Raw genomic sequence first — 23,876 nt, forward strand, 5'->3', positions numbered from 1 at the left:
CGGCGATGTTTCGGGATTTAAAAGGGCCTTGTAGTGTATGACCAGGTTCCGGTCCTGTTTTTCGATTGTTTGAGGATTGATCATGACACGTAAGGTGACAAAAGCCATTTTTCCCGTCGCGGGTCTGGGGACGCGTTTTTTGCCTGCCACGAAATCGGTACCCAAGGAGATCATGACCCTGGTAGACCGCCCGCTGGTGCAATACGCCATCGACGAGGCGCGCGCCGCCGGCATCAAGGAATTCATCTTTGTCACTTCGCGCGGTAAATCCGCGCTTGAGGATTATTTTGATCACAACCCGACGCTTGAGCAGGAATTGCGCAAGAAAGGCAAGAAGGACCTGCTGGAAACGCTCAAGGCCACCAATATGGAAAGCGGTGCCATCGCCTATATCCGCCAGCACCGGGCGCTTGGCCTGGGGCATGCGGTCTGGTGTGCACGGCGGCTGATCGGGGACGAGCCTTTCGCGGTGATGCTGCCCGATGACGTGATCGCCGCCGAAAAACCCTGCCTGCAGCAGATGGTCGAGGCCTATGCCGAAACCGGCGGCAACATGGTTGCCGCGATGGAAGTGCCCCCCGAGAAAACCAGCTCGTACGGTGTGCTGGACGTGGCCGAGGACATGGGGTCGGTCGTTTCGGTCAAGGGCATGGTGGAAAAGCCCGAGGCCAGCGAAGCCCCGTCGAATCTTGCGGTGATCGGGCGTTATATCCTGTCGCCATCAGTGCTGAGGAATCTCAACAAGATGAAACAGGGCGCGGGCGGCGAGATCCAGCTGACCGATGCCATTGCCGAGGACATCGACAGCGGCGGTTCCGTCTATGGTTATCGCTTCCGCGGCCAGCGGTTCGATTGCGGCTCCAAGGCGGGCTTCCTGCAGGCCACCGTGGCCTTTGCCCTGGCCCGCGACGACCTGCGTGATGATCTGACCCGTTATCTCGACGGCATCTCCCAGGTGACCAAGGCGGCGGAATGACCCTTTCGCCCGGTCGGGCCGAACCCCGGTCGGTAATGCGTCAGCCCTGACCGGCGGCGGCATATTGCCACCGGAGTTTTGACGCGGCTGAAATATGCGGTAGAGGTAGAGAAACAATACAGCGATGCCTTTCGGGGTCGGCGGACAGATTCGGTTATTCGTCAATAAGTTCCAAGATGTTTCATCTGCCGGACGACAGGCATCCAAAACGGGACAGAAACGGGATGTTCAAGTTCATCCGGGCTTTGAGCCGCAAGCAGAAAGCGTGCATCTTCCTGGCCGCGGATTTGTTCCTGCTCCCTGTTGCCCTGCTGTTCACCTTTACCGTTCAGTCGCTGCCGACCACGCCGTTGGAAACGCTGGCGCTGGTGCTTCCGGTCTTGCCTTATCTGCTGGCGGTCGCGGCGGGCACATCGCTGCGTCTGGGCCTGCCGCAGGTCCAGCTCAAGGCCTATGAACGCCATGCGGTGGGGCTGACCGCGGCGCTGGCGTTTGTAGTGGCCGCAACCTCTGCGGCTGCGGCCATGATTGGAGGTGTGGATTTGCCGCTGGGCACCCATGTGGTGTTCGGCATCACCTATTTCCTCTTCATGGTGGCGGCCCGGGTCACACTTTATCAGATCGTGGTAGAGATCTATCGCCGGGCCCAGCCGAACCGCCGGGTGCTTATATATGGCGCCGGCACCACCGGCACCCAGCTGGCCCAGGCGCTCAAGGCGCATGAAACCATCGACCCGGTGGCTTTTGTCGACGACAACACTTCGTTGCAGAAGATCAAGCTGATGGGGCTGCCGGTCTATCCGCCGGCCCGCATCGCCGAGATTGCCAGGGAACACGATATCAGCCGGGTCCTGCTGGCGATGCCATCGCAAAGCCAGCCGAGGCAGGCGCAGATCACCGCCCGGCTGCAGAAGATGGGGCTGGAGGTTCAGGCGCTGCCCTCGTTCGCGCAGCTCATCGGCGAAGAAGCGCTGGTCGACAAGCTGACCCCGGTCGCGCCGCAGAGCTTTCTGGGGCGCGAGGCCCGCGATGTCAGGCTGGACGGCAGTCATGGCAGCTATGCCGGCCGGGTTGTGCTGGTTTCGGGCGCGGGAGGATCGATCGGGTCTGAACTGTGCCGCCAGGTTCTGGCCTGCCGTCCGGCCAGGCTGGTGCTTTATGAACTGAGCGAACTGGCGCTTTACACCGTGCATCAGGAAATCCAGCAGCGCGTCGAAGGCACCGGTGTCGAAGTGGTGCCCGTTCTGGGCTCGGTCACCGATCCACGCCAGGTGCGAAAGGTCCTGACCGATCACGGCGTTCAGGTGGTGCTGCATGCCGCAGCCTACAAACATGTACCGCTGGTCGAGGCCAATCCGCTGGCGGGGCTGGCCAACAACGTCTTCGGCACCCAGGTGCTGGCGCGCGAAGCCGCCGATACCGGGGTGGAGCGGTTCATCCTGATCTCTTCGGACAAGGCGGTGCGCCCGACCAATGTGATGGGCGCCTCGAAACGTCTGGCCGAGCTGGTGGTGCAGGATCTCGCCTCGCGTTCTCATGGCACGGTCTTTGCCATGGTGCGTTTCGGCAATGTGCTGGGATCGAGCGGTTCCGTCATTCCGCTGTTTCAGGATCAGATCAGCCGGGGCGGACCGGTGACGGTGACCGATCCGAACGTGAAGCGGTATTTCATGACCATCCACGAGGCGGTGCAATTGGTGCTTGAGGCCGGCAGCACCGCGCAGGGTGGCGAGGTCTTCGTGCTCGACATGGGCACACCGGTTCCGATCCTGCAACTGGCGCGCCAGGTGATCGAAAGCGCGGGCTACAGCGTTCGCGACGCCGACACGCCCGATGGCGATATCGAGATTAAGATGATCGGCCTGCGCCCCGGCGAAAAGATCGAGGAAGAGCTGACCCTGTCGGGAGAATTGACCGGTACCCGCCACCGAAAGATCTTTTGCGCCCGCGAGGACAGCCTGTCCGAAATCGAAGTCGCCAGCATGCTCCGCAACTTGCACGAGGTGCTCTCCGCCGGAGACACGACCGGCGCCCGGGCTCTGATTCAGCGTTGGGTCGAAGGCGGGACAGCAGATGTGGCAGGGTTGAAAACTTCCTGAACAGCGCCGACTGATCATGCCGCAATGTCTGTGAATTCATTCCTTTGTTTCGGCATGGGGAACAATAGGTCGAATATTGCTGCAGCATCTTTTGCCCGAATGGCCATGGGTTGATCTAAATGCGGGGGGGGGCGATTGCGATCATACTCCATGTTGACGCCGGTCGCCAAAGCCGCACGCTCTTGGCACTCCGGGCGTGACGTGCAGCCCGTCTCCGGCTAATCTTCGGGGAAAGTTTATTGATTGACCCATCGTGAAGCATGATTTTTCTGGGCCTGCGGGCCGTGCTCCATCGGGATAGTTAAATGGGGGGCAAATGCGGAAATCCGATCTTGTAGCCGGGCAAACGGAATTGCGCGATATGCGCCGCGAAAATCGCAGCCTGCTCTGGGCGGCGGGAATATTCAGCATATTCGTGAACCTGCTGATGCTGACCGGCCCGCTGTTCATGTTGCAGATCTATGACCGGGTTCTGGGCAGCCGGTCCGAGGAAACACTGGTGGCGTTGTTCGTACTGATGGCGTTCCTGTTTCTCGCCATGGGGGTTCTGGACTGGGCCCGGGGGCGGGTTCTGGCCCGGATGGGCGCGCGGTTCCAGGCCGGGCTCGACCGGCGTGTGTTCGATGCGATGCTGCAGAAAGCAGCGCTGGAACAGGACGCGCAGCCGTCCGACAACCAGCTCAAGGATCTTGAGGCGGTGCAAAAATTCTACGCCTCGCCGGTCTTTGCCGCTCTGTTCGACATTCCCTGGACGCCGGTCTTTCTGCTGGGGATCACCATCTTCCATCCCTGGCTCGGCGCATTGGCGGTGACCGGCGGTACCCTGATCATCCTGACCACCGTCCTGAACCAGTTCGCCACCAGGGGAGCGGTGGTGCAATCCACCATGGCGACCTATCGTTCGGACCGGATGGCCGAGCACCTGTACAGCGAGGCCGAACATATCCGCAGCCTCGGCATGCAGCGCAACTCGTTCGAGCGCTGGCACAAGGCGCGGGGAAAAGCGCTGGAACAGGGTGTGCATGTCAGCGATGTCGGCGGCACCTTCTCGGTGACGACCAAGACGTTCCGGTTGTTCCTGCAATCGGCGATGCTCGGGCTTGGCGCCTACCTGGTGCTGCAGGGGCAGATGACGCCTGGGGCGATGATCGCCAGTTCGATCCTGCTTGGCCGGGCGCTGGCTCCGATAGATCTGGTGGTTGGCCAGTGGACCATCGTGCAGCGGGCGCGGCGCGGTTGGGACAATCTGGTCGAACTGCTTTCGGAAGTGCAGCCCGATGTGCTGCGCGTCGAATTGCCCAAGCCCAGGGCACGCCTGTCGGTGGAGCAGCTGACCGTGGTGCCGCCCAATGCGCGGCAGGCGGCGCTGCGGCTGATCAATTTCGATGTGCAGCCCGGACAGGCGGTTGGCGTGATTGGACCCAGCGGCTCGGGCAAGTCGACCCTGGCGCGGGCCCTGACCGGGACTTGGAGTCCGGCCGGTGGCAAGATCCGCCTGGATAGCGCCCCGCTCGACCATTACGACCGGGAAAAACTGGCGCAATATATCGGTTACCTGCCGCAACGGGTGCAGCTTTTTGAGGGCACCATCGCCGAAAACATCGCCCGGCTCAGTACCGCGCCGGATCACGCCCGGGTGGTCGAGGCAGCCAGAAAGGCGGCGGCGCACGAGATGATCCTGCGGCTTCCCGAAGGGTATGACACCCAGGTCAGCATGATGGGCAGCCAGCTCAGCGGCGGCCAGATCCAGCGCATCGGCCTGGCCCGGGCAATCTATGGCGAGCCGGTACTGCTGGTGCTGGACGAGCCCAACTCCAATCTCGACAACGAAGGCTCGAATGCCCTCAACGAGGCGATCCGGGAGATGAAAAAAGCCGGCAATGCAGTGTTGATCATGGCCCACCGCCCGGCGGCCATCAAGGAATGCGACATGCTGCTGATGCTTGAGGACGGCATGCGCAAGGCCTGGGGTCCGCGCGACAGCGTTCTGGCCGAGGTGGTCAAGAACCATGCCGAACTTCGAAAGGCGGCCAACAAGCCGGTTGGTGTGACATGAGCAACGGACGGAAACCCTCTTTTTCACCGACCTTCCCGCTGATTGTGGGTGGGGTGATGATGGTGATATTGATCGGTGGCTTTGCCGTCTGGGGCGTGATGGCCGAGATCGCCGGGGCGGTCGTGGCCTCGGGCCGGGTCGTCGTCGACAAGAACCGCCAGGTCGTTCAGCACCCGGACGGGGGCGTGGTCGAGCAGGTGCTTGTCCAGGAGGGCGACGTGATTGCCGAGGATGACGTGCTGATCCGGCTGGATCCGACGCTGCTGCAATCGGAACTGACGATCATTGAGGGGCAGCTTTTCGAACTCATCGCCCGCCGCGGGCGGCTTGAGGCCGAAAGTGACGGGCTGAAAGAGATCCGGTTCGACGCGATGCTGATGGATCATGTCAAGCAACACCCCGAGATTGCCGTCGTCGCGGCTGGGCAGGTGCGCCTGTTCGAGGCGCGCAACGAGGCCGAGGCCAAGGAAATCGAACAGCTGCGCGCCCAAAGGGTTCAGATGAACAACCAGGTCGAGGGTATCGACGCGCAGATGGACGCGCTCACCCGGCAGCAGGCATTGATCGCAAGCGAGCTGGAAGGGCAGTCGGCACTGCTGGAAAAGGGGCTGGCCCAGGCCTCACGGGTTCTCGGCCTGCAGCGCGAAGAGGCGCGGCTGGCCGGAACGCTGGGCAATCTCGTGGCGCAGCGCGCCCAGACCATGGAGCGCATCGCCGAACTGGAAATCGAAGAGCTCCAGATTCACACTGCCCGTCGCGAGGGCGCCATCTCGCGCCTGCGCGATCTGCAGTTCAACGAAATGGAACTGGCCGAGCAGCGACGGTCGCTTTTGAGGCGGCTCGAACGCCTGGATATCCGTGCTCCGGTCGCCGGCGTGGTCTATGATCTGCGTGTCTTTGGCCGCAAATCGGTGGTCCGGCCCGCGGATCCGGTTCTGTTCCTGGTGCCGCAGGACCGGCCACTGATCATCGAGGCACGGCTTGATCCGATCCATGTGGATCAGGTCTATCGCGGCCAGAGCGTGGTGGTGCGGGTCTCGGCCTTCGACATGCGCAGCACCCCCGACCTGTTCGGTTCGGTCACCCAGGTATCCCCTGACGCATTTTCAGATCCCGAGACGGGCGCAACCTGGTATCGGGTCGAAATCCAGTTGCCGGAGGAAGAAGTGATCAAACTGGGCGAAAATCAGACCCTGATCCCAGGTATGCCCGTCGATGCCTTTATCCGCACCGAGGATCAGACCCCTCTGGCCTATCTCATGGCCCCGCTCTCCAGCTATTTCAGCAAGGCGTTCCGGGACGGGTGATTTTGCCTGACTGGGATCGGTGACGGGGCATCTATAGCAAGACTGAGACACATAAGGTTTGATGGTGATGTGCGAAGTTTGGGACGAAACCGTCATCAGATAAAAGCCGTCAAATGGCGATAGAGGGAGATCAAAGTGGTCTTTCAAGTCACATCTTCAAGGCATATTGTGCGTTTACTAGTTGTGGCATTTTCAGGATAGTTGGTATTCAATAATAATACTCGACACTTGCAACCTGTAATGCTGGTATCCTCAAATAGGTTCGCTACTAATCGCGTACAAAATAGGTCTCGTGTCGCACTATCATGATTCATGCGTGAGTTTGATCGCACGGAGACCTATACTCGAAATGGACTTAAAGGTGTTGGATGAGATACAGAATGCGAACACGCTGGAAGAGGTTGCAGAACTACTAGGAAAGGAAATTGGACTAGAAAATCCCGCACCCAAAGAGGTCGCAGAACGTGCACTAAGCGACCCATTGTACGCCCGTGCTCTGGTGCTTTCCCGAAATGTTCCTGGGCTGCGTGACCGTCTCTTGGCCCAACCTTCATCGGTGAAGATGTCTGCTCCTAAAAACTCAACAACACATATGATGAAAGATGCTGTTGGCAGTCTGTTGAAATGGGGAATGGAAGGTCTCAAACCAGCGAAACCTTGGGTGATTGCACGTCGATTAGAGGCCTGTAATTCTTGTGAATATCAAGCTGCGGCGCCGAATTCTCTAATCTATCGCGGGGCAAAGATTGTCGTTGGAGAAAATGCAAAGATTTGTGTGATATGTAACTGCCTAACAAATACGAAAGCTGCAATATCCACCGAACATTGCCCCGAAAAATCCGTCGAGCATCCACACCTTTCACGTTGGGGAGAGCCTTGGATTCCCAAGGAACAGCATCCTACAGGGCCTTGGTAAACGACCGTTTTCCGCAACTCGGTCGCAGTTTCGATTTTGGCGAACGCCCGCCGTAGGTTGACGTTGTCGGCCTTGGTGATACCGCTAGACACGTCGCGCTCACCCGACTGATTGCGAGAAAGCGTCAGGCCGATCCAGAGGCGGATCCTCCTTGAAGACCGGAAGCGCGCCGGATCATCGGTAGTTGCGCGGAAACAATAAACCGCAACTGTTTCCATATTTTACACACGGATTACCCCCATATGGGGGTAGCGCAGATTCCCGCTTCAATGGCTCAGTGGAAAGGTGTCCGGCAGCGACCTGCCGTGATCTCTATTTGCATTCGGGCCGATTTAGCCCGGTCTGCGTGCATTTGTAATATGTGCTTTTTTATACGGGGGCAAATGATATGGCTAACAAGCTAATAGAAGCGTGGAATTCAATTCCCGGAGCGGCCTACATCGGGACGCCGCAATCGGACAACATCAACCTAAAGCACCCTGACAATGCGGGCCTGAACAAGGCCAAGGGCCTGGGTGACGACGATTACATCCTGGGCAACCACAACGATAACGTGCTGCTGGGCAATGGCGGCAACGATTATCTGCGCGGTGAACTCGGTGACGACACCATAGGTGGCGGCTCGGGCGATGACGTGATGCTGGGCGACGGCAATGTTCCGGACGCCATTGCCGGTGACGACTGCCTCGTTGGTGGTTCTGGCAATGACGTGGGCGCCGGCAACGGCGGCAACGATACGCTTGAAGGTGGTGAAGGCAACGATCTGCTGATGGGCAACGCGGGTAACGACACCATCAAGGGCGGTACCGGTAACGATTGCCTGATTGGTGGCGCTGACGATGACCGGATGCTTGGTGGTGACGGCGCGGACCTGATGTTGGGCCAGAGCGGTGATGACCGCATGCTCGGCGGAAACGACAGAGATTATATGTCGGGCGGCTCCGGCGACGACGAAATGTATGGCGAGGCCGGTGGAGACGTGATGGCCGGTAACGCGGGCATGGACGCCATGAACGGCGGCGGCGGCGCAGACGTCATGTGGGGCGGTTCCGGCAAGGATGCGCTCCGCGGTGGTGACGGCGCCGACTGGATGGATGGCGGCGAAGATGACGACTTCCTGGCTGGTCAGCGTGGTCATGACGAGATTCATGGGCGCAGCGGCAATGATGCCATCCGCGGCAACAGCGGCGACGACACCCTGACCGGCGGAGCCGGCGACGACAATATCCAGGGTAACGACAACCAGGATTGCATCGACGGCGGCAGCGGCGATGACAAGATCTGGGGTGACAATGCCAGCGGAAAAGGCGCTGTAAGCCTGGCTTCGGATCAGATTCTTGGTGGCTTCGGCAACGACACGATCTGGGCCGGCAATGACGGCGACCATGTCGATGGCGGCTATGACGATGACGTCATCTTTGGCCAGAGCGGCGATGACAAGCTGCGCGGTGGCGAGGGCAACGACTCGATCTATGGCGGCGAGGATAACGACCATATCCACGGCGATGGCGGGAATGACTACATCCACGGCGGCTCCGGTCATGACGTGGCCGATGGCGGCTCCGGCCAGGATCACATGCGTGGCGGCACCGGTAACGACACGCTATGCGGTGGCGAGGACGAAGACCTGCTTGAAGGTCAGTCCGGTCACGATGTGCTGTTCGGCGATGATGACAACGTGTTCTTCAACGTTGGCCAGCAGGTCGGATACGACGACAGGCTGTATGGCGGCAGCGGCGAGGACACGCTGTTTGGCGGTGGCGGCAACGACACGCTTGATGGCGGTTTGCACGACGACGTCCTGCTGGGCGGCGACGGCGACGACTCGCTTTATGGCAACAAGGGTGAAGACTGCCTGATCGCCGACCAGGGCGCAGACACCCTGACCGGTGGCGATGACGGTGACGATTTCGTCTTCGGCTATGAGGTCTGCGAACGCGGTGAAACGATCGTGACCTATGCCAGCTTCGGCGTCGGCAACGTGGTGACGGATTTCAGCTACATCAACAACGACCGGCTGGTATTCAACACCGAACATGAGGGCCAACTGGAAGCCCGCGTGGTCAATGGCGATGATATCGAGATCATGTCGAACCTGACCGGCGATACGGTTCTGGTCGAGGATCTGTTCTCGGAACTGGGTCTGGATCTGATCCCGTCCGAGGATCTGCCTGACGATATCAACCAGTTCAACGCCGACCTGCTGGCCTATCTCGAAAAGACCGATTTCGGCGAGGGCAAGGGCGTCATCTACTTCGAGGACAAATGCGTCGACGTGGTGGAATGCGATCCGATGGAACCGGTCATCGATTGGGATGTCACCCGGCCGAAATATCCGGCGGGCACCAAGCCTCTGGATGGCTTTGCCGGTGACACTCTGCCGAACACCACTGTTCCGGAATTCGTCGAAAACTATCTCGACGACGACCAGAACGTCTGGAACTCCGGCGATACTCTGTACTGGGATCTTCTGGCCGAATAATTCGGACCGGGAGAAGGGACCGAGTGCCCGGTCCATTCTAGACAGATTTGGTACTCGTACCCCGGCACCGCCCCTGAGTTTCAGGGGCGGTGTTCATGTGTCCGGCGGTGCTTTTTCTCTCTTCTGCCGCCGGTATTCTGCATTATTCTGAACGAAACGCAGCCATCGATGAGGCCTTCCATGATTGAGCTCCTGCACGTCCGGGCGCTGCGGTTTTCACAGGGCTGCCGGGAAGGTATCGCGGACCGCACGGCCCTGTTGCGCCTGGAGGTGACCGGACCCGTTCCGGATACGGTTCTGAACCGATTGGAGAGGGGGGACGGTTTGCCCATCGCCGAGGCCTTGCCGGATCTTGTCGGCGGCGATTGGGTGGCGCCGCTTCTGATCGGCGGGCGCAGCGCGTCCCGGCTGGCCGATCTGCTGGCGGCGCTGATTGCGGTGCTGCAGATCGGAGCACGGGTGCCGGCCTTTCAGGCGCAAGTGGTCGCGGCAGATGCGCACCGGATCGATCTTGCGCTGCCCTGGTTCCGCCAGAGCCTGTTCCGGGCGGCGACCGATCTGGCGGTTGCCTATGTGTCGGCGGCTGGCGCCGGGTCCGATGAGATCACCACACGTATCGCCGCCTTTCTCGACCGTGAACGGCACGGCGGGCTGGCCCCCAATTCGATGCGGTTCGCTCGGGCTGCCCGTACACGGGACATGCCGGTAGCGCTGCTGAACCAGCAGGTCTTGCAGATCGGCTGGGGCGCACATGCCCGCCTGTTCCGCAGCAGTTTCACCGACCGAACCGGCTCGCTGGCGGAAAAGCTGGCCCGCGACAAGGTCTACTGTATCCAGAGACTGAAAGTCGCGCGCCTGCCGGTGCCCGAGCAGCGGTATGTCCGCACGCTGGAACAGGCGCGCCTTGCGGCCGAGGCCTTTGGCTGGCCGGTGGTGCTGAAGCCGGTCGGGCTGGACCAGGGGCGCGGCGTGCATGTTGGGATTGCCTCTCAGGATGCGCTTGACCGGGCCTATGAGGCGGCCTCTGGCCTGCAGGACCAGGGGATCGTGATCGAACGGTTTGTGCCCGGGCACGATCATCGGCTGTTGGTGGTGAACGGCCGGTTGATGATGGCGGCGTGGCGCGTGCAGGGTGGCGTGACCGGAGACGGGCAGCGGACGGTGAGCGCGTTGCTGGACCGGCTCAATGCCGATCCCAGGCGCGGTGACGATCCCCGCAGCCTGCTGATCCGGATACCGCGTGACGACGAGGCGCAGTCCTGCCTTGAGGAGGCCGGCCTGACCCTGGATAGCATCCCTGAGGCAGGCCGTTTCGTGCCGCTGCGCCGGACCGCCAATATCAGCACCGGCGGCACCGCGGTCGATGTCACCGACCGGGTGCATCCTGACAATCGCGTGGCTGCGATCCGCGCCGCACGGATCGTCGGTCTGGATATTGCCGGGGTGGATTTCATCTGTCCCGATATCTCGGTTTCCTATCGCGATGTCGGCGGCGCGATCTGCGAGGTGAATGCCCAGCCGGGTTTCCGTCCGCATTGGTTGAGCGATCCCGGCCGCGACATCAATGGCGAGGTTCTGGATGTTCTGTTCGCGGGCCGTCCTGCCCGCATCCCGACCGCCGCGATCACCGGAACCAACGGCAAGAGCACCACCGCGATGATGCTGCACCACATCTGGCAGACCGCCGGGAAAACCGCCGGGGTCTGCACCACGGCCGGGACATGGATCGGCCCGGACAGGGTCGATCCGAAGAACCTCAGCGGCCGCCCCGGGGCGGAACTGCTGCTGGCCGATCCGGCGGTCGAGGCGGCGGTGCTGGAAATGCCGCGCCTGGGACTGATCCGTTTTGGCCAGGCCTGCGACCGCTATGACGTGGCGGCGTTTCTGAATGTCCAGAAGGATCATCTGGGGCAGAACGGTATCAAAACGCTTGAGGATATGGCGCAACTCAAGGTCGGGGTTTTGCATCATGCCCGCAATGCGATCGTGGTCAATGCCGACGATGCCTTGTGCATGCAGGCGGCCGCCGGGATCGAAACGCCGCGCCGCATCCTGGTGGCAATGTCGGCGGACAATCCCGCTCTGATGGCGCATCTTGAGGCCGGGGGCGATGGGATCTTCACCACCCGGCAGGAGGGAGAGGACTGGATCGTGATGGCGCGCGGCGCACGGCGCGTTCCCGTTATGGCCGTGGCTCGGATTCCGGCCACTCTGGAGGGGTTGCTGCGGTTCAATATCATGAACGCCATGTTCGCCATTGCGCTGGCGGATGCACAGAACCTGCCCGGCGATGTTATTCGCCGGGCACTGGCCGGGTTCGAGAACAGCCGCGAGATGAATCCCGGCCGCTACAACATGGTCGAAGGGTTCCCGTTTCGGGCCATTGTCGACTACGCTCATTCCCCCGAGGCCGTCGCCGAATTGTGCCGGGTGGTCCGGGCGCTGCCGGAGACCGGGCGGCGGTATCTGGCCCTGCAGGTTCTGGGCAATAGCGGCCCGGAGAAACTGATCGCCTCCGCACCGCATATGCTGTCGACCTTTGACCGGATCGCGGTGCTGCACAACCCGGCAGCGATCCGGAAATACCGCTATTTCACCGGCGCCGACCCGGAAGAGGAGATGCGCCAATTGGCCCGGACCGTTATGGCAGAACAAGGGGCCGCAGACGGTCAGATTCTGACCGGCCCTGATAGGGACGCACTGGTCGACGAGTTGCTGAATTCCGCCACAGCCCGCGATGTAGTGGTCTTGCTGGCCACGCCGACTGTCGCCTTCGCCCATCTCGACAGGTTCCGTGCCGCCCGCCGCGCCCCGGATCCCGACCGGGCAGGATCGCCCTCACCGCTCTGAATCAGTCAGTAGCGGGGGGATCAGCGTATGGTAGAGCGAGATCAGCTGGCTTTGCCGGTGAACGCCGGTTTTGGCGAAGACCCGCTTGAGATAGCTGCGCGCGGTGGCGATGGTCAGATTGTTCTCTGCGGCGGCATCCGCCAGGGATTTTCCGTCGAGCAGTTGCTGGGCCAGCCGCCGCTCGGCTACGGTCAGACCCAACGCCTTGAGGAGGCGTTCGCACAAAACCGCGTTGCCCTGCGCCTGACCGAAGATCACCAGCGCCAGGGTGGGCGAGCGGCTGATCGGCAGAACCACGATGGTTCGGGGCTGGTCTTCGGGTCCGCCGAGATGCACAACCGAGGCCCTTTCACGCCTCCCCGTGGCAGAGGCCAGCGCATCCAGCAGCAACTGTTTATTTTGCGGCGTCACCGCTGTCAGCCGGCCGTTGATGATATTCAGCTCTTTGCTGTTCTCCAGCCAGTCCTCTGCCAGGCTGGTCATATAGTTCAGGGTTCCATCCGCATCGGTTACCGCAAAACCGAAAGAAAGATTGCGCAGGATGATCTCCGGTATTCGGTTCCCTCCATCCCGGCCGGTGATCCCGAGGCGTTCCTGCAGCAGTTGTTCGGCATAGGTCAGCCCGATATTCGCAAGGCTCTGCTGTTCGACTGAAATCCTCTGCCGGGGCTTGTCGCTCACCAGCGCGGTGACAGGCGCGAGATCGCCGATCCGCTCGCCGATGCCGATCAGATAGCTGCTGGACCAAAGCCAGGTTTCGGCATCGTCCGCCTCCGGCTTGGGTTTCACTGCGGGATCGGGCTGAGCAAGCGCCAGCGATGTCGCCAGTGCGCGCGAGACGATGTCGATCACCCTGGCCCGGGTCAGGTCGGTGTCGATTTTGTCATGCCCGACCCAGATATCCACCAAGTCCCGCTTGGAGCAGCTCAGTATCCCGATACAGGCTGCGCCAAATCCGGCGGCCAAAGCCAGTTGTTCAGCCATTTTCTGGCGGCTGTCGCACCCGCCGGAATCCACTTGAAGCGCACACATTGCCCCCGTGCCCTCTCAAACCAATTACTACGTACAAAAGTCTTGTGGTCGCGAAAAATCGCTTAAAATTCTGGGAGTCAGGTTACCAAAATGCTGAAACGCGGACAAGGAAAGCAGGGCAGAGGACACCCGTTAAGGCCGCTATCAGCGGGCTGCGGTGCGGTTTATCTTGCCGGGCACCCTTGCAAGTTGATTGTTCTTCGTGCAACCGCAACCAAGGGGGGATTTTCCTGCAGGAATTGATTATGCCCACCGGAACAGGGGCGCTATTGATTCCCTGTTTGCGCCTGTGATCTAATGTCCCGGATTTTGTGCCAACGAACAGAAGGCAGTTCCCTTTCCATGCCAACCGTTTCTTCATGCTGACCCGACCTTTGCGCCGGAATGGCCCGCTTGCCCTTGTCCGGAACCCGCGCCTTTGGTTGGGGCCATCCCTTGCGGCGCTGGTGGTGGCGCTGGCTCCGGCTGGCTCTGCACAGGCCGAGGATGGGGACGTGGAACTCTATCTCGGGGCGATCAGCGATCCGTTCCTGGGGCTGAGTGAGCGTTACGGCAATCTCGCGTTCAATTCGGTGGCGGCCCGTTATCATCAGGACTTTGGCCGGTTCACCTTTGATGTCACCGCTGCCGAGCTGCAGCACGGACGCGACAGCACCATCCCGCGCTATGAGCTGTCCTACAGCTTTGCCGAGGACACCTGGCAGCTTGGGGTGGCCAAAAAGTTGCGCAACTGGGGGCCATCGCGCCACACCTCGCTGTTCTTGTCGCGCAACGCGCCCGCCATGCATTCGGCCTATATCGCCAAGACCGAGGCCACGGCCTTTGACGTGCCGGTGCTGGAATGGCTGGGCCCCTGGGACGGCGAGTTCTTCGTCGGCACCACCGATGATGCGGGCCAGCCCGAGGATGCGCTGTTCATGGGCATGCGCTTTGCCTTTGAGCCGGTCCGGGGCCTTGAGATCGAGTTTCTGCGCACCGCGCAATGGGGCGGGCAGGGGTTTTCGAACAGTCTTGGCACTTTCTGGGACGTGCTGATCGGCAACACCAACGAGGGATCGGCAAGCAACGCCAACCAGCTGGCGGGGATGAGCCTGTCCTATGGTTTGCCAATCGGCGACAACATGCTGCGCGTCTATGGCCAGATCGCGGGCGAGGACGAGGCGGGCGGGCGGCCATCCTGCCGGTTCTACATGGCCGGCGTCGAATTTGAGACCCGCCTGTTCGGCACCCCCACCAATATGGCGCTGGAAACCGTGGACACCCGGACGAATACTTCGGAAAACGGGTTTTGCGGTCCGAACCAGGCCTACAACAACCCCATCTATTCCTATGCCAACAAAGGGGTGGTGCTGGGCGCTGCCGTCGATACGCAGGGGCAGTCCACGAACCTCTATGTCAGCCACGAATTCGCCGAGTTCACGCTGGACTGGAGCGTGGGGCACTATCTGGTCAACGACACCTCGGATCCGAACCACCGGCTCAGTTCGACCCGGGTCAGCGGCCCGCTGGCGGCGATCGGGATCGGCAAACAGTTCGACCGGGTGCGTGTGGACGGCATCATCGCCTATCAGGGGTTCGATCTGAACACGGCCGACATGAAAGAGGGCCTGCGCGCGGGCGTCGGGCTTAGCGTGGTGTTCTGAGGAATGGGCCACCGCGTGGCAGCCGGCCAGAAATATCCGCCCAGGCGAACCGAAACGGCGCAGAGTTCTTGTTCACTGGCGTTCTCTGTGCTTTGACTGCCGGGGCCGGACGGTCATAAATGGTGAAAGATAGGTATGGGTAAGCTGAAAATCGCGGTGGCCGGAATCGGGTATGTCGGCCTGTCGAACGCTGTGCTGCTGGCGCGAAAACACACGGTGGTCGCGTTGGATGTGGACGCCGGTCGGGTGGCGCTGGTTAATGCGCGCCAGAATCCGATCATCGACCCTGAGCTGGAGCATTACCTGTCGGAGGAAGCCCTTGATCTGGTGGCGACCACCGATCCGGGCGAAGCCTTCGATGGCGCCGACTACATCATTGTCGCAACGCCCACCAACTATGACCCGCAAACCAATTTCTTCGATACATCAACGGTCGAGACGGTGATCGAACAGGCGCTTGCGCTGAATTCGGACGCGGCGATCGTGATCAAGTCCACAATTCCGGTGGGCTTCACCCGCGCGTTGTCCGAGCGCCTGGGTACGGACCGGATCCTGTTCAGCCCCGAGTTCCTGCGTGAAGGCCGCGCGCTTTACGACAACCTGCACCCCTCGCGTATCGTGGTTGGCGAACCTTCGGAGCGCGGTCAGCGCTTTGCCGACCTGCTGCAGGATTGCGCCCTGGATGCGGACGTGCCCATCCTGCTGACCGGACCCTCCGAGGCCGAGGCAGTCAAACTTTTCGCCAATACCTATCTCGCCATGCGGGTCGCCTATTTCAACGAGCTTGACAGCTATGCGCTGGCCCATGATCTAGATTCCCGCCAGATCATCGAGGGGGTCGGGCTCGATCCGCGCATCGGCGCTCATTACAACAACCCCTCCTTCGGCTATGGTGGGTATTGCCTGCCCAAGGACAGCAAGCAGTTGCTGGCCAATTACGCCAATGTGCCGCAGAACCTGATGCAGGCCATCGTCGCGGCCAACCGCACTCGCAAGGATTTCATCGCCGACCGGATCATCGCCCGCGCGCCGCGCAAGGTGGGAATCTATCGCCTGGTGATGAAGTCGGGCTCCGACAATTTCCGGCAAAGTTCGGTGCAGGGGATCATGAAACGGATCAAGGCCAAGGGGATCGAGGTGATCGTCTATGAGCCGGCTCTCAAGGAGCGAGATTTCTTTGGCTCGACAGTGATCCGGGACCTGAATCACTTCAAGGCCGAAGCGGACGTGATTGTCGCAAACCGCCACGCGCCGGAACTAGCCAATGTCGTGCACAAGGTCTTTACCCGCGATCTGTTTGGCGACAACTGACAGGGAACCGACAACTCTTTATATTGCTTTGATATTTCGCTGATCATGGGGCCTTTGGGAAGCGAAGACCGGCCGCATTTGCGGCAAATTTTCGCCAAGCTTACGCCGAGTATGAGCGGGATACTTCCCGCCAATGCCTGTCCGATTGCATCGACCGGGCGGCCCATGCCATCCCCTCGGTAGGCACAGGAGCATTGGAATGTCACAGGCAAACTCTCTTGAATGGTTGATGCTGGACCTCATCAATCAGGAACGCACCTCGCGCGGTCTGCAACCCCTTCAACTGGAACTGCGTCTCAACGATGCGACGGAAGATTACAGCCAGGACATGCTGGAGCAGGATTTCTTTTCCCATACCGGGCTGGACGGTTCGCAGCCGGACGACCGGATGGAGGATGCGGGTTTCGTTTTTTCTGGCAACTGGACCTGGGGCGAGAACCTCGCCTTGCGGGGCGTGGGGGGCGCGCCCGGGCTGGAGGATGACGTGGCGGCCCTGCATCAGCAGTTGATGAACAGTTCCGGCCACCGCGCCAACATCCTCAACCCGAATTTCGAAGTTATGGGTATCGGCATCGAGACCGGTGATTTCACCACCAGTAAGGGTAATGTTTTTGACGCGGTGATCGTCACTCAGAACTTCGCCCGCACCAGTGCGCCGCTGCAATTGGACAGCGGCGGTACGCCTCCACCCCCGCAGGATCTGCAGCTATACGGTACTGCAGGCCACGACGCTCTGGCCGGGGAGGCCGGCGATGATTTTCTGGCCGGATATGCGGGCAACGACACGCTGACCGGTGGCAGCGGTCGCGACACGCTGGATGGCGGCAGCGGCCTGGATCTGATCCAGGGTGGAACCGAAGCCGATGCGATCACCGGCAAGGGTGGCAATGACAAGCTCTGGGGTCAGGGTGGCGATGACAATGTCGCCGGCGGTGGCGGCGCGGATCAGATCGGCGGCAGCTTTGGCAACGACACGCTTCTGGGTGGAGGCGGCGACGATACCATCTGGGGCGGCGACGACAGGGATCTGATCCGGGGTCACAAGGGGCGCGATATGCTCCACGGCAACAATGGTAGTGATACGCTCAATGGCGGCGCTGACAACGATACCCTCTTTGGCAATGAAGGGAATGACCGGCTGATTGGGGGAAGTGGCCAGGATCTGCTGAACGGTGGGGCCGGCAACGATACGATGCAGGGCGGCGCGGATTCCGATGTTTTTGTGTTCTCGTCCGGGTCCGACCGGGTGATCGATTTCGGTATCGGTGACGTGATCGACCTGAGGGGGGCGGCCGGGATCACCGATTTCGTCGACCTGCAGGCCAGCCATCTGTCCGGCAGTGTGAACGCCGTGATCAACGATGGCGTGGGCAACACGCTGACGCTGATCGGGGTGGATGCCGCCACTTTGGATGCCGGCGACTTCCTGTTCTGAAGCAAGCAAAAAGCGAGTTGTTCTGGACACAACTCGCCAGGATTGTGCAGCCCGGGCTGTCTGTCGCATGTTGGCGCCACACATTCTGTCCTAGTTTAGACCAACGCTCGGCGGGAATTCCGCCGAGCGTTGTTTTGACTAAAAATCTATATGGGGCAGGAGATTATCCATATGGCTCAGTTGACAGCCTATACGACATTCGACCTTGGCAATGTCAATTTCAACACCGTGATCCAGAATCAGTCCGACGTTAGATTCGGGGATAATGTCTTTTTGCTTTTGGGCAATACCGTCTACGAGGATGTGCTGGCCTATCTGTATTTCAACGATACCAGGGTCACCGTGGTGGCCGGATCGAATATTTCGGTCAACTCATTCACCAACGCAGTCACCGGCGGCGAGGTGAACTTGATTGCCGACGGGTATCTGAGCGGTGGCAACGGCTATGACGATTGGGTGCTTGAAGGGATCAGTATTGATGCCAGGGCGCTGTATAATGCCGCCCTGACCAGTTCGCTCACGGATGACACGGCAGTTCTGATCGACGCATTGTCCGGAGATGACATCCTGGATATGTCCTCCGGGGATGATTTCGTCAGCGGTTTTGGCGGCAACGATAACATTATCGGGAATTGGGGTGACGACACCCTTTTGGGCGGCGACGGCAACGATACGCTGGCCGGGGGGGCTGGCAATGACGACCTCCGGGGCGGGGCAGGCTTGGATGTCGCCTACTATGGGACGCTTTTCAGCACCGATGCGGTGGTTTCGCTGTATAATGGCATGATGATGGTCCGGTCGTCTCAGGGTACAGATACCCTGATGGAGATCGAGAACATCCAGTTTGCCAATGGAACCTTTGACTCCGTTGGCCTGATATCCGAGCGGTGGTTTGAGGGGACCGCTCAGGCAGACAATCTTGCAGGTACCGATTACGACGACCTCTTTGACGGGTATGCCGGCAACGACACGCTGGCTGGCCGGGGCGGCAATGACAGCATCTATGCCGGTGGTGGAGACAACCTGATATTCGGCGGTGATGGCAGTGACTATCTTGTGGCCTACGAGGGGCGCGACATGGCCTATGGCGGCACAGGGAACGACTCGCTCTACACCGGTGCTGGCGACGACCTGTTGAGCGGTGCTGCGGGAGCGGACGAGATGGGCGGTGGTGCTGGTGATGACACGCTTTGGGGAGGTGCGGGCAACGATACCATCTGGGGTGGCGCTGACATCGACATAATCGGAGGCGGCGCTGACAATGACGCGCTTTGGGGCGGAGATGGAGCCGACACGATCTGGGGGGCTGCGGGTGATGATCAGATCGGTGGCGGCAGTGGCAATGACGCGTTGTGGAGCGACATCGGCAACGACACCGTTTCGGGGGGTGCCGGCAATGATGTGATCGGTGCCGGCACCGGCAACGATACCGTTTCAGCTGATGCGGGCGACGACACGATCTATGGTAATGCCGGCAATGACGAACTGGTCGGCGGGAGCGGCATGGATCTGATCAATGCCGGGATCGGCGACGATACGGTTTATGCCGGTGACGACAACGACGTGCTGATCGGGCTCGACGGTCAGGACGAACTGTGGGGCGGCGGCGGCAACGATACCGCCTATGGCGGCACCGGCAATGATATCGTGCTGGGGCTGGATGGCCAGGACGACCTGTGGGGTGGTGCCGGAGCCGATACGCTGGATGGTGGTGCAGGCAACGATACCCTGCGTGGCGGCACGGATGCGGATGTCTTCGTATTCTCGTCCGGCACCGACGAGGTGATCGATTTCGGCGCCGGTGATGTGGTCGATCTGAGGGGCGTGGCCGGGATCACCGATTTCGCCGACCTGCAGGTCAGCCATCTGTCCGGCAGTGTGAATGCCGTGATCGATGACGGTGCCGGCAACACGCTGACGCTGATCGGGGTGGATGCCGCCACTTTGGATGCCGGCGATTTCCTGTTCTAAAGTAAAACAGGTAAGCAACTAAAAACCCCGGGACGTGTGTGTGTCGGGGTGCTCCTTCCAAACAGAATAGGCCCTGCCGTATCTTGCGGTGGGGTAGCCAATTGAGCCTTTTTGTTGCCTCACCGAAGGATGGATGGTCTAATTTCTACGGGGGGCTACGGCGCAAATATTTTCGTGCGCGTTATTTTTCAAGCCCAAATGGTTTTAGTCGGCACGCCTCTTCAGGCCAGGTCGAAACGCTGTTGAACAAGGGAGAATAGAATGACGACGTATACATTGAACGGTTTTTCCAGCTACTACAGCAATGCAACGGATACTGAGGTGGGCGTGAAATCCAGCACGACACTGCAGTTTGTTGTTCCCGACAGCACGACCACGTTCAGTTACAGCGTTCTGCCGCTGGCTCCGGGGGATTCGGCACCCGATGATCTCTATGTCGATATCGACCTGAACGAGTATAATGTCCGCCTCGACGGAACCCTCTTTCAGGGGTCGAATTCCGGTCCCGATACCTCGATCTTTCAGGTTGACTGGGTTGATGCGGGGAGTGTGGCCCGCAGTTCGGTGGTGCTGATCGTGGAGGAGCCCGACGCCAACGTGCCGCCGCATGGTCTGGTCGATATCTCGCACATTTTTCTGCTGTCCGGTGATACCCTGCCCACGTTCAATACGCTGGCGCAATGGACGAATTTCCTTAACAACTCGATTACCGGGCTGGATGTGCCCCCGGGTGCCAGTCCCTTTGGGCCGGACAAGGACATTGCCCTGGCGTCGCTGTCCGGCTCCAGCAGCGAAAGCGAGCTGATTGTCGGCGACGCGGGAGACAATGAGTTTGACGGTGGCGCGGGCAATGACACGATTCAGGGCTTTGGCGGTGACGACACGCTGCGTGGCGATGAGGGCAATGACTCACTTGATGGCGGCGGCGGTGACGACAGTCTTGACGGTGGTGTAGGCAATGACACCCTGCTTGGGGGTGCCGGTTCCGACAGGTTGCGGGGCAGGGCCGGGGACGATTTCATCAATCCCGGCGACAATGATTTCGACTATGACGGCATCGCTGCGGGCGCCGGTCAGGACACGGTGAATTTCTCGGCTGCGACGAATGGTTCGTTCGGGCTGGAGCACTGGGATCTTGATGCGGGTATCACGACCTTCGTGAACGGGGCCACCAACAGCGGCTCGATCAACAAGGGGGCCAATGGAACGACCACGATCTTCAATGTCCAGAAGGCGATGCTGGCAAATGGCCTGACTTTGGAGGGCAGCGATCACGATGACACGTTCAATGTCACCCCGGTGCAGGACGGCTTTGTCGCGATCAAGGGGCGCGGTGGTGATGACACGTTCAACATCAACGCCGGCGACGGCCATGTGCGGCTGGATTACCACTCGTCGGAAATCTCCAGCGGCGCCACGGTCAATCTGGCCACCGGGATTGTCGGCGAAGACGGTTTTGGGGGCGAGGACACGGTCAATGGCGTGGCCAATTTGGGCAGCCTGCGCACGACCATGATGGATGACAATGTCATGGGTAGCGGCGGACGCGATCAGATCATCCTGATGGCGGGCAATGACACTGCTGATGGTGGTGGTGGGTTCGACCTGCTGCGCTATGACCGGACCGGGGTCGAGGCGGTGAGCGTGAACCTGCAGACCGGGGTTGCGACCGGCACCTGGCGTGGCGAGGCATTCAACCATTCGATCAGCAATTTCGAGGAGGTGCGCGGCTCGAACGAGGGCAATGACACCATCGTCGGCAGCAATGCCGTTGGCGAATTTATTGATGGACGTGGTGGTAATGACAGTTTGATCGGCGGCGGCGGTGACGACAGTCTTGACGGTGGTGTAGGCAATGACACCCTGCTTGGGGGTGCCGGTTCCGACAGGTTGCGGGGCAGGGCCGGGGACGATTTCATCAATCCCGGCGACAATGATTTCGACTATGACGGCATCGCTGCGGGCGCCGGCCAGGACACAGTGAATTTCTCGGCTGCGACGAATGGTTCGTTCGGGCTGGAGCACTGGGATCTTGATGCGGGTATCACGGCCTTTGTGAACGGGGCCACCAACAGCGGCTCGGTCAACAAGGGGGCCAATGGGACGACCACGATCTTCAATGTCCAGAAGGCGATGCAGGCGAATGGCCTGACTTTGGAGGGCAGCGATCACGATGACACGTTCAATGTCACCCCGGTGCAGGACGGCTTTGTCGCGGTCAGGGGGCGCGGTGGTGATGACACGCTCAACATCAACGCCGGCGACGGCCATGTGAGGCTGGACTACCACTCTTCGGAAATTTCCAGCGGCGCCACGATCAATCTGGCCACCGGGATTGTCGGCGAAGACGGTTTTGGGGGTGAGGACACGGTCAATGGCGTGGCCAATTTGGACAGCCTGCGCACGACCATGATGGATGACAATGTCATGGGTAGCGGCGGGCGCGATCAGATCATCCTGATGGCGGGCAATGACACTGCTGATGGTGGTGGTGGGTTCGACCTGCTGCGCTATGACCGGACCGGGGTCGAGGCGGTGAGCGTGAACCTGCAGACCGGGGTTGCGACCGGCACCTGGCGTGGTGAGGCATTCAACCATTCGATCAGCAATTTCGAGGAGGTGCGCGGCTCGAACGAGGGCAATGACACCATCGTCGGCAGCAATGCCGTTGGCGAATTTATTGATGGACGTGGTGGCAATGACAGTCTGATCGGCGGCGGTGGTGACGACACGCTGCGCGGGGATGAGGGTCAGGACATCCTCCATGGCAGGATTGGCAGAGACGTGCTGTACGGCGACAGTGGCAAAGATGCCCTTTGGGGGGACGCTGGCAACGACACGGTTTGGGGTGGCACAGGTGCCGATCTGATCGGTGGTTCCGATGGTGATGACCGGTTATGGGGAGAAGGCGGTAACGACACGATATGGGGCGGTGCGGGCTCCGACCAGATCGGTGGCGGAGACAATGATGACAGGCTGTGGGGCGGTGGCGGCAACGATACGATCTGGGGGGGCAACGGTGCCGACCAGATCGGTGGTGGAGCGGACAATGACGAATTGTTCGGCGGCGCTGGAGCCGACACGATCTGGGGAGCTGCGGGTGCCGATCTGATCGATGGCGGTGGTGGCAATGATGCGCTATGGAGCGATATCGGAAAGGATACTATTTCGGGCGGCGAAGGCAGCGACGTGATCGGTGCCGGATCGGGCAACGACTCCGTCTTCGGCAATGCGGGCGATGATACTATCTTTGGCGGTGACGGCCACGACGAACTGAGCGGTGGAGATGGCGTGGATATGATCAATGCCGGAGCTGGTGCCGACTCAGTCTATGCTGGTGACGGTAACGATGTTCTGATCGGGCTTGATGGGCAGGACGAGCTATGGGGTGGCAATGGCAATGACACCGCCTATGGAGGCGGAGACAGCGATTTCTTGCTTGGACGATCCGGACAGGACGACCTGTGGGGCGGCGACGGGGCCGATACGCTTGATGGCGGCGCTGGCAACGACACTTTGCGTGGCGGCGCGGGATCGGATATTTTTGTATTCTCACCCGGAGCCGACCAGGTGACCGATTTCGGTGCTGGTGACGTGGTGGACCTGAGAGGTGTGGCCGGGATCACCGATTTCGCCGACCTGCAGGCCAGCCACCTGTCCGGCAGTGTGAACGCGGTGATCAATGATGGTGTTGGCAATACGTTGACGTTGATCGGGGTGGATTCCGCTACTCTGGATGCTGGCGACTTTTTGTTCTGACGCAAGAGGGACCGCCAGGTACAAGGCTACCCTGGTCAT

General features: G+C 60.6%; 13 protein-coding genes and 1 pseudogene. 12 read left to right on the forward strand and 2 right to left on the reverse strand.

Annotation, left to right across the window (positions count from 1 at the left end; genetic code table 11):
* Nucleotides 1-82: 82 nt before the first annotated feature.
* The 5 genes from galU to ACR0AO_RS18185 all read left to right on the forward strand — a co-directional run bounded on the left by galU (nucleotide 83) and on the right by ACR0AO_RS18185 (nucleotide 7,354).
* The gene (gene galU / locus ACR0AO_RS18165; RefSeq protein ID WP_480606559.1) at nucleotides 83-976 is read left to right on the forward strand and encodes a UTP--glucose-1-phosphate uridylyltransferase GalU; all 894 of its coding nucleotides are present in this window, start codon (nucleotides 83-85) and stop codon (nucleotides 974-976) included.
* 224 nt (nucleotides 977-1,200) lie between these two features.
* Nucleotides 1,201-3,075, forward strand: a complete 1,875-nt coding sequence (locus ACR0AO_RS18170) for a polysaccharide biosynthesis protein (RefSeq protein ID WP_480606562.1) — start codon at nucleotides 1,201-1,203, stop codon at nucleotides 3,073-3,075.
* Between the two features lie 316 nt (nucleotides 3,076-3,391).
* The gene (locus tag ACR0AO_RS18175; protein WP_480606565.1) at nucleotides 3,392-5,131 is read left to right on the forward strand and encodes a type I secretion system permease/ATPase; all 1,740 of its coding nucleotides are present in this window, start codon (nucleotides 3,392-3,394) and stop codon (nucleotides 5,129-5,131) included.
* Nucleotides 5,128-6,438: an HlyD family type I secretion periplasmic adaptor subunit gene (locus tag ACR0AO_RS18180; RefSeq protein WP_480606568.1), complete on the forward strand. Its 1,311-nt coding sequence runs from the start codon at nucleotides 5,128-5,130 to the stop codon at nucleotides 6,436-6,438. The genes ACR0AO_RS18175 and ACR0AO_RS18180 overlap by 4 nt, the downstream gene beginning before the upstream one ends.
* Before the next feature lie 349 nt (nucleotides 6,439-6,787).
* A complete protein-coding gene (locus ACR0AO_RS18185) occupies nucleotides 6,788-7,354 on the forward strand; it encodes a hypothetical protein (RefSeq protein WP_480606715.1) in 567 nt (188 codons plus the stop codon).
* 38 nt (nucleotides 7,355-7,392) lie between these two features.
* Here ACR0AO_RS18185 and ACR0AO_RS18190 read toward each other — a convergent pair.
* A pseudogene (locus ACR0AO_RS18190) lies at nucleotides 7,393-7,572 on the reverse strand (transposase); the annotation flags it as partial.
* Between the two features lie 170 nt (nucleotides 7,573-7,742).
* Between ACR0AO_RS18190 and ACR0AO_RS18195 the strand changes: the two are divergent.
* Together ACR0AO_RS18195 and ACR0AO_RS18200 are read left to right on the forward strand one after the other, a co-directional pair.
* A complete protein-coding gene (locus tag ACR0AO_RS18195; protein WP_480606571.1) occupies nucleotides 7,743-9,836 on the forward strand; it encodes a calcium-binding protein in 2,094 nt (697 codons plus the stop codon).
* Nucleotides 9,837-10,016: 180 nt separating this feature from the next.
* A complete protein-coding gene (locus tag ACR0AO_RS18200) occupies nucleotides 10,017-12,686 on the forward strand; it encodes a Mur ligase family protein (RefSeq protein WP_480606573.1) in 2,670 nt (889 codons plus the stop codon).
* Here the strand turns inward: ACR0AO_RS18200 and ACR0AO_RS18205 are convergent.
* On the reverse strand, nucleotides 12,675-13,670 hold the full coding sequence (locus ACR0AO_RS18205; RefSeq protein WP_480606575.1) for a helix-turn-helix transcriptional regulator: 996 nt from the start codon (nucleotides 13,668-13,670) through the stop codon (nucleotides 12,675-12,677). The genes ACR0AO_RS18200 and ACR0AO_RS18205 overlap by 12 nt on opposite strands.
* A gap of 407 nt (nucleotides 13,671-14,077) precedes the next feature.
* Here ACR0AO_RS18205 and ACR0AO_RS18210 point away from each other — a divergent pair, with 407 nt between their 5' ends.
* From ACR0AO_RS18210 to ACR0AO_RS18230, 5 genes are all read left to right on the forward strand, one after another.
* A complete protein-coding gene (locus ACR0AO_RS18210; RefSeq protein ID WP_480606577.1) occupies nucleotides 14,078-15,361 on the forward strand; it encodes a capsule assembly Wzi family protein in 1,284 nt (427 codons plus the stop codon).
* Between the two features lie 144 nt (nucleotides 15,362-15,505).
* On the forward strand, nucleotides 15,506-16,672 hold the full coding sequence (locus tag ACR0AO_RS18215) for a nucleotide sugar dehydrogenase (RefSeq protein ID WP_480606712.1): 1,167 nt from the start codon (nucleotides 15,506-15,508) through the stop codon (nucleotides 16,670-16,672).
* 199 nt (nucleotides 16,673-16,871) lie between these two features.
* On the forward strand, nucleotides 16,872-18,107 hold the full coding sequence (locus tag ACR0AO_RS18220) for a CAP domain-containing protein (protein ID WP_480606582.1): 1,236 nt from the start codon (nucleotides 16,872-16,874) through the stop codon (nucleotides 18,105-18,107).
* A 171-nt stretch (nucleotides 18,108-18,278) separates the two neighbouring features.
* The gene (locus ACR0AO_RS18225; protein WP_480606585.1) at nucleotides 18,279-20,078 is read left to right on the forward strand and encodes a calcium-binding protein; all 1,800 of its coding nucleotides are present in this window, start codon (nucleotides 18,279-18,281) and stop codon (nucleotides 20,076-20,078) included.
* 261 nt (nucleotides 20,079-20,339) lie between these two features.
* Nucleotides 20,340-23,837 (forward strand): hypothetical protein, encoded by a 3,498-nt coding sequence (locus ACR0AO_RS18230; protein ID WP_480606589.1) that lies wholly within the window; start codon nucleotides 20,340-20,342, stop codon nucleotides 23,835-23,837.
* The last annotated feature ends 39 nt before the right edge of the window (nucleotides 23,838-23,876 follow it).

The organism is Ruegeria sp. AF8, from assembly GCF_056541825.1.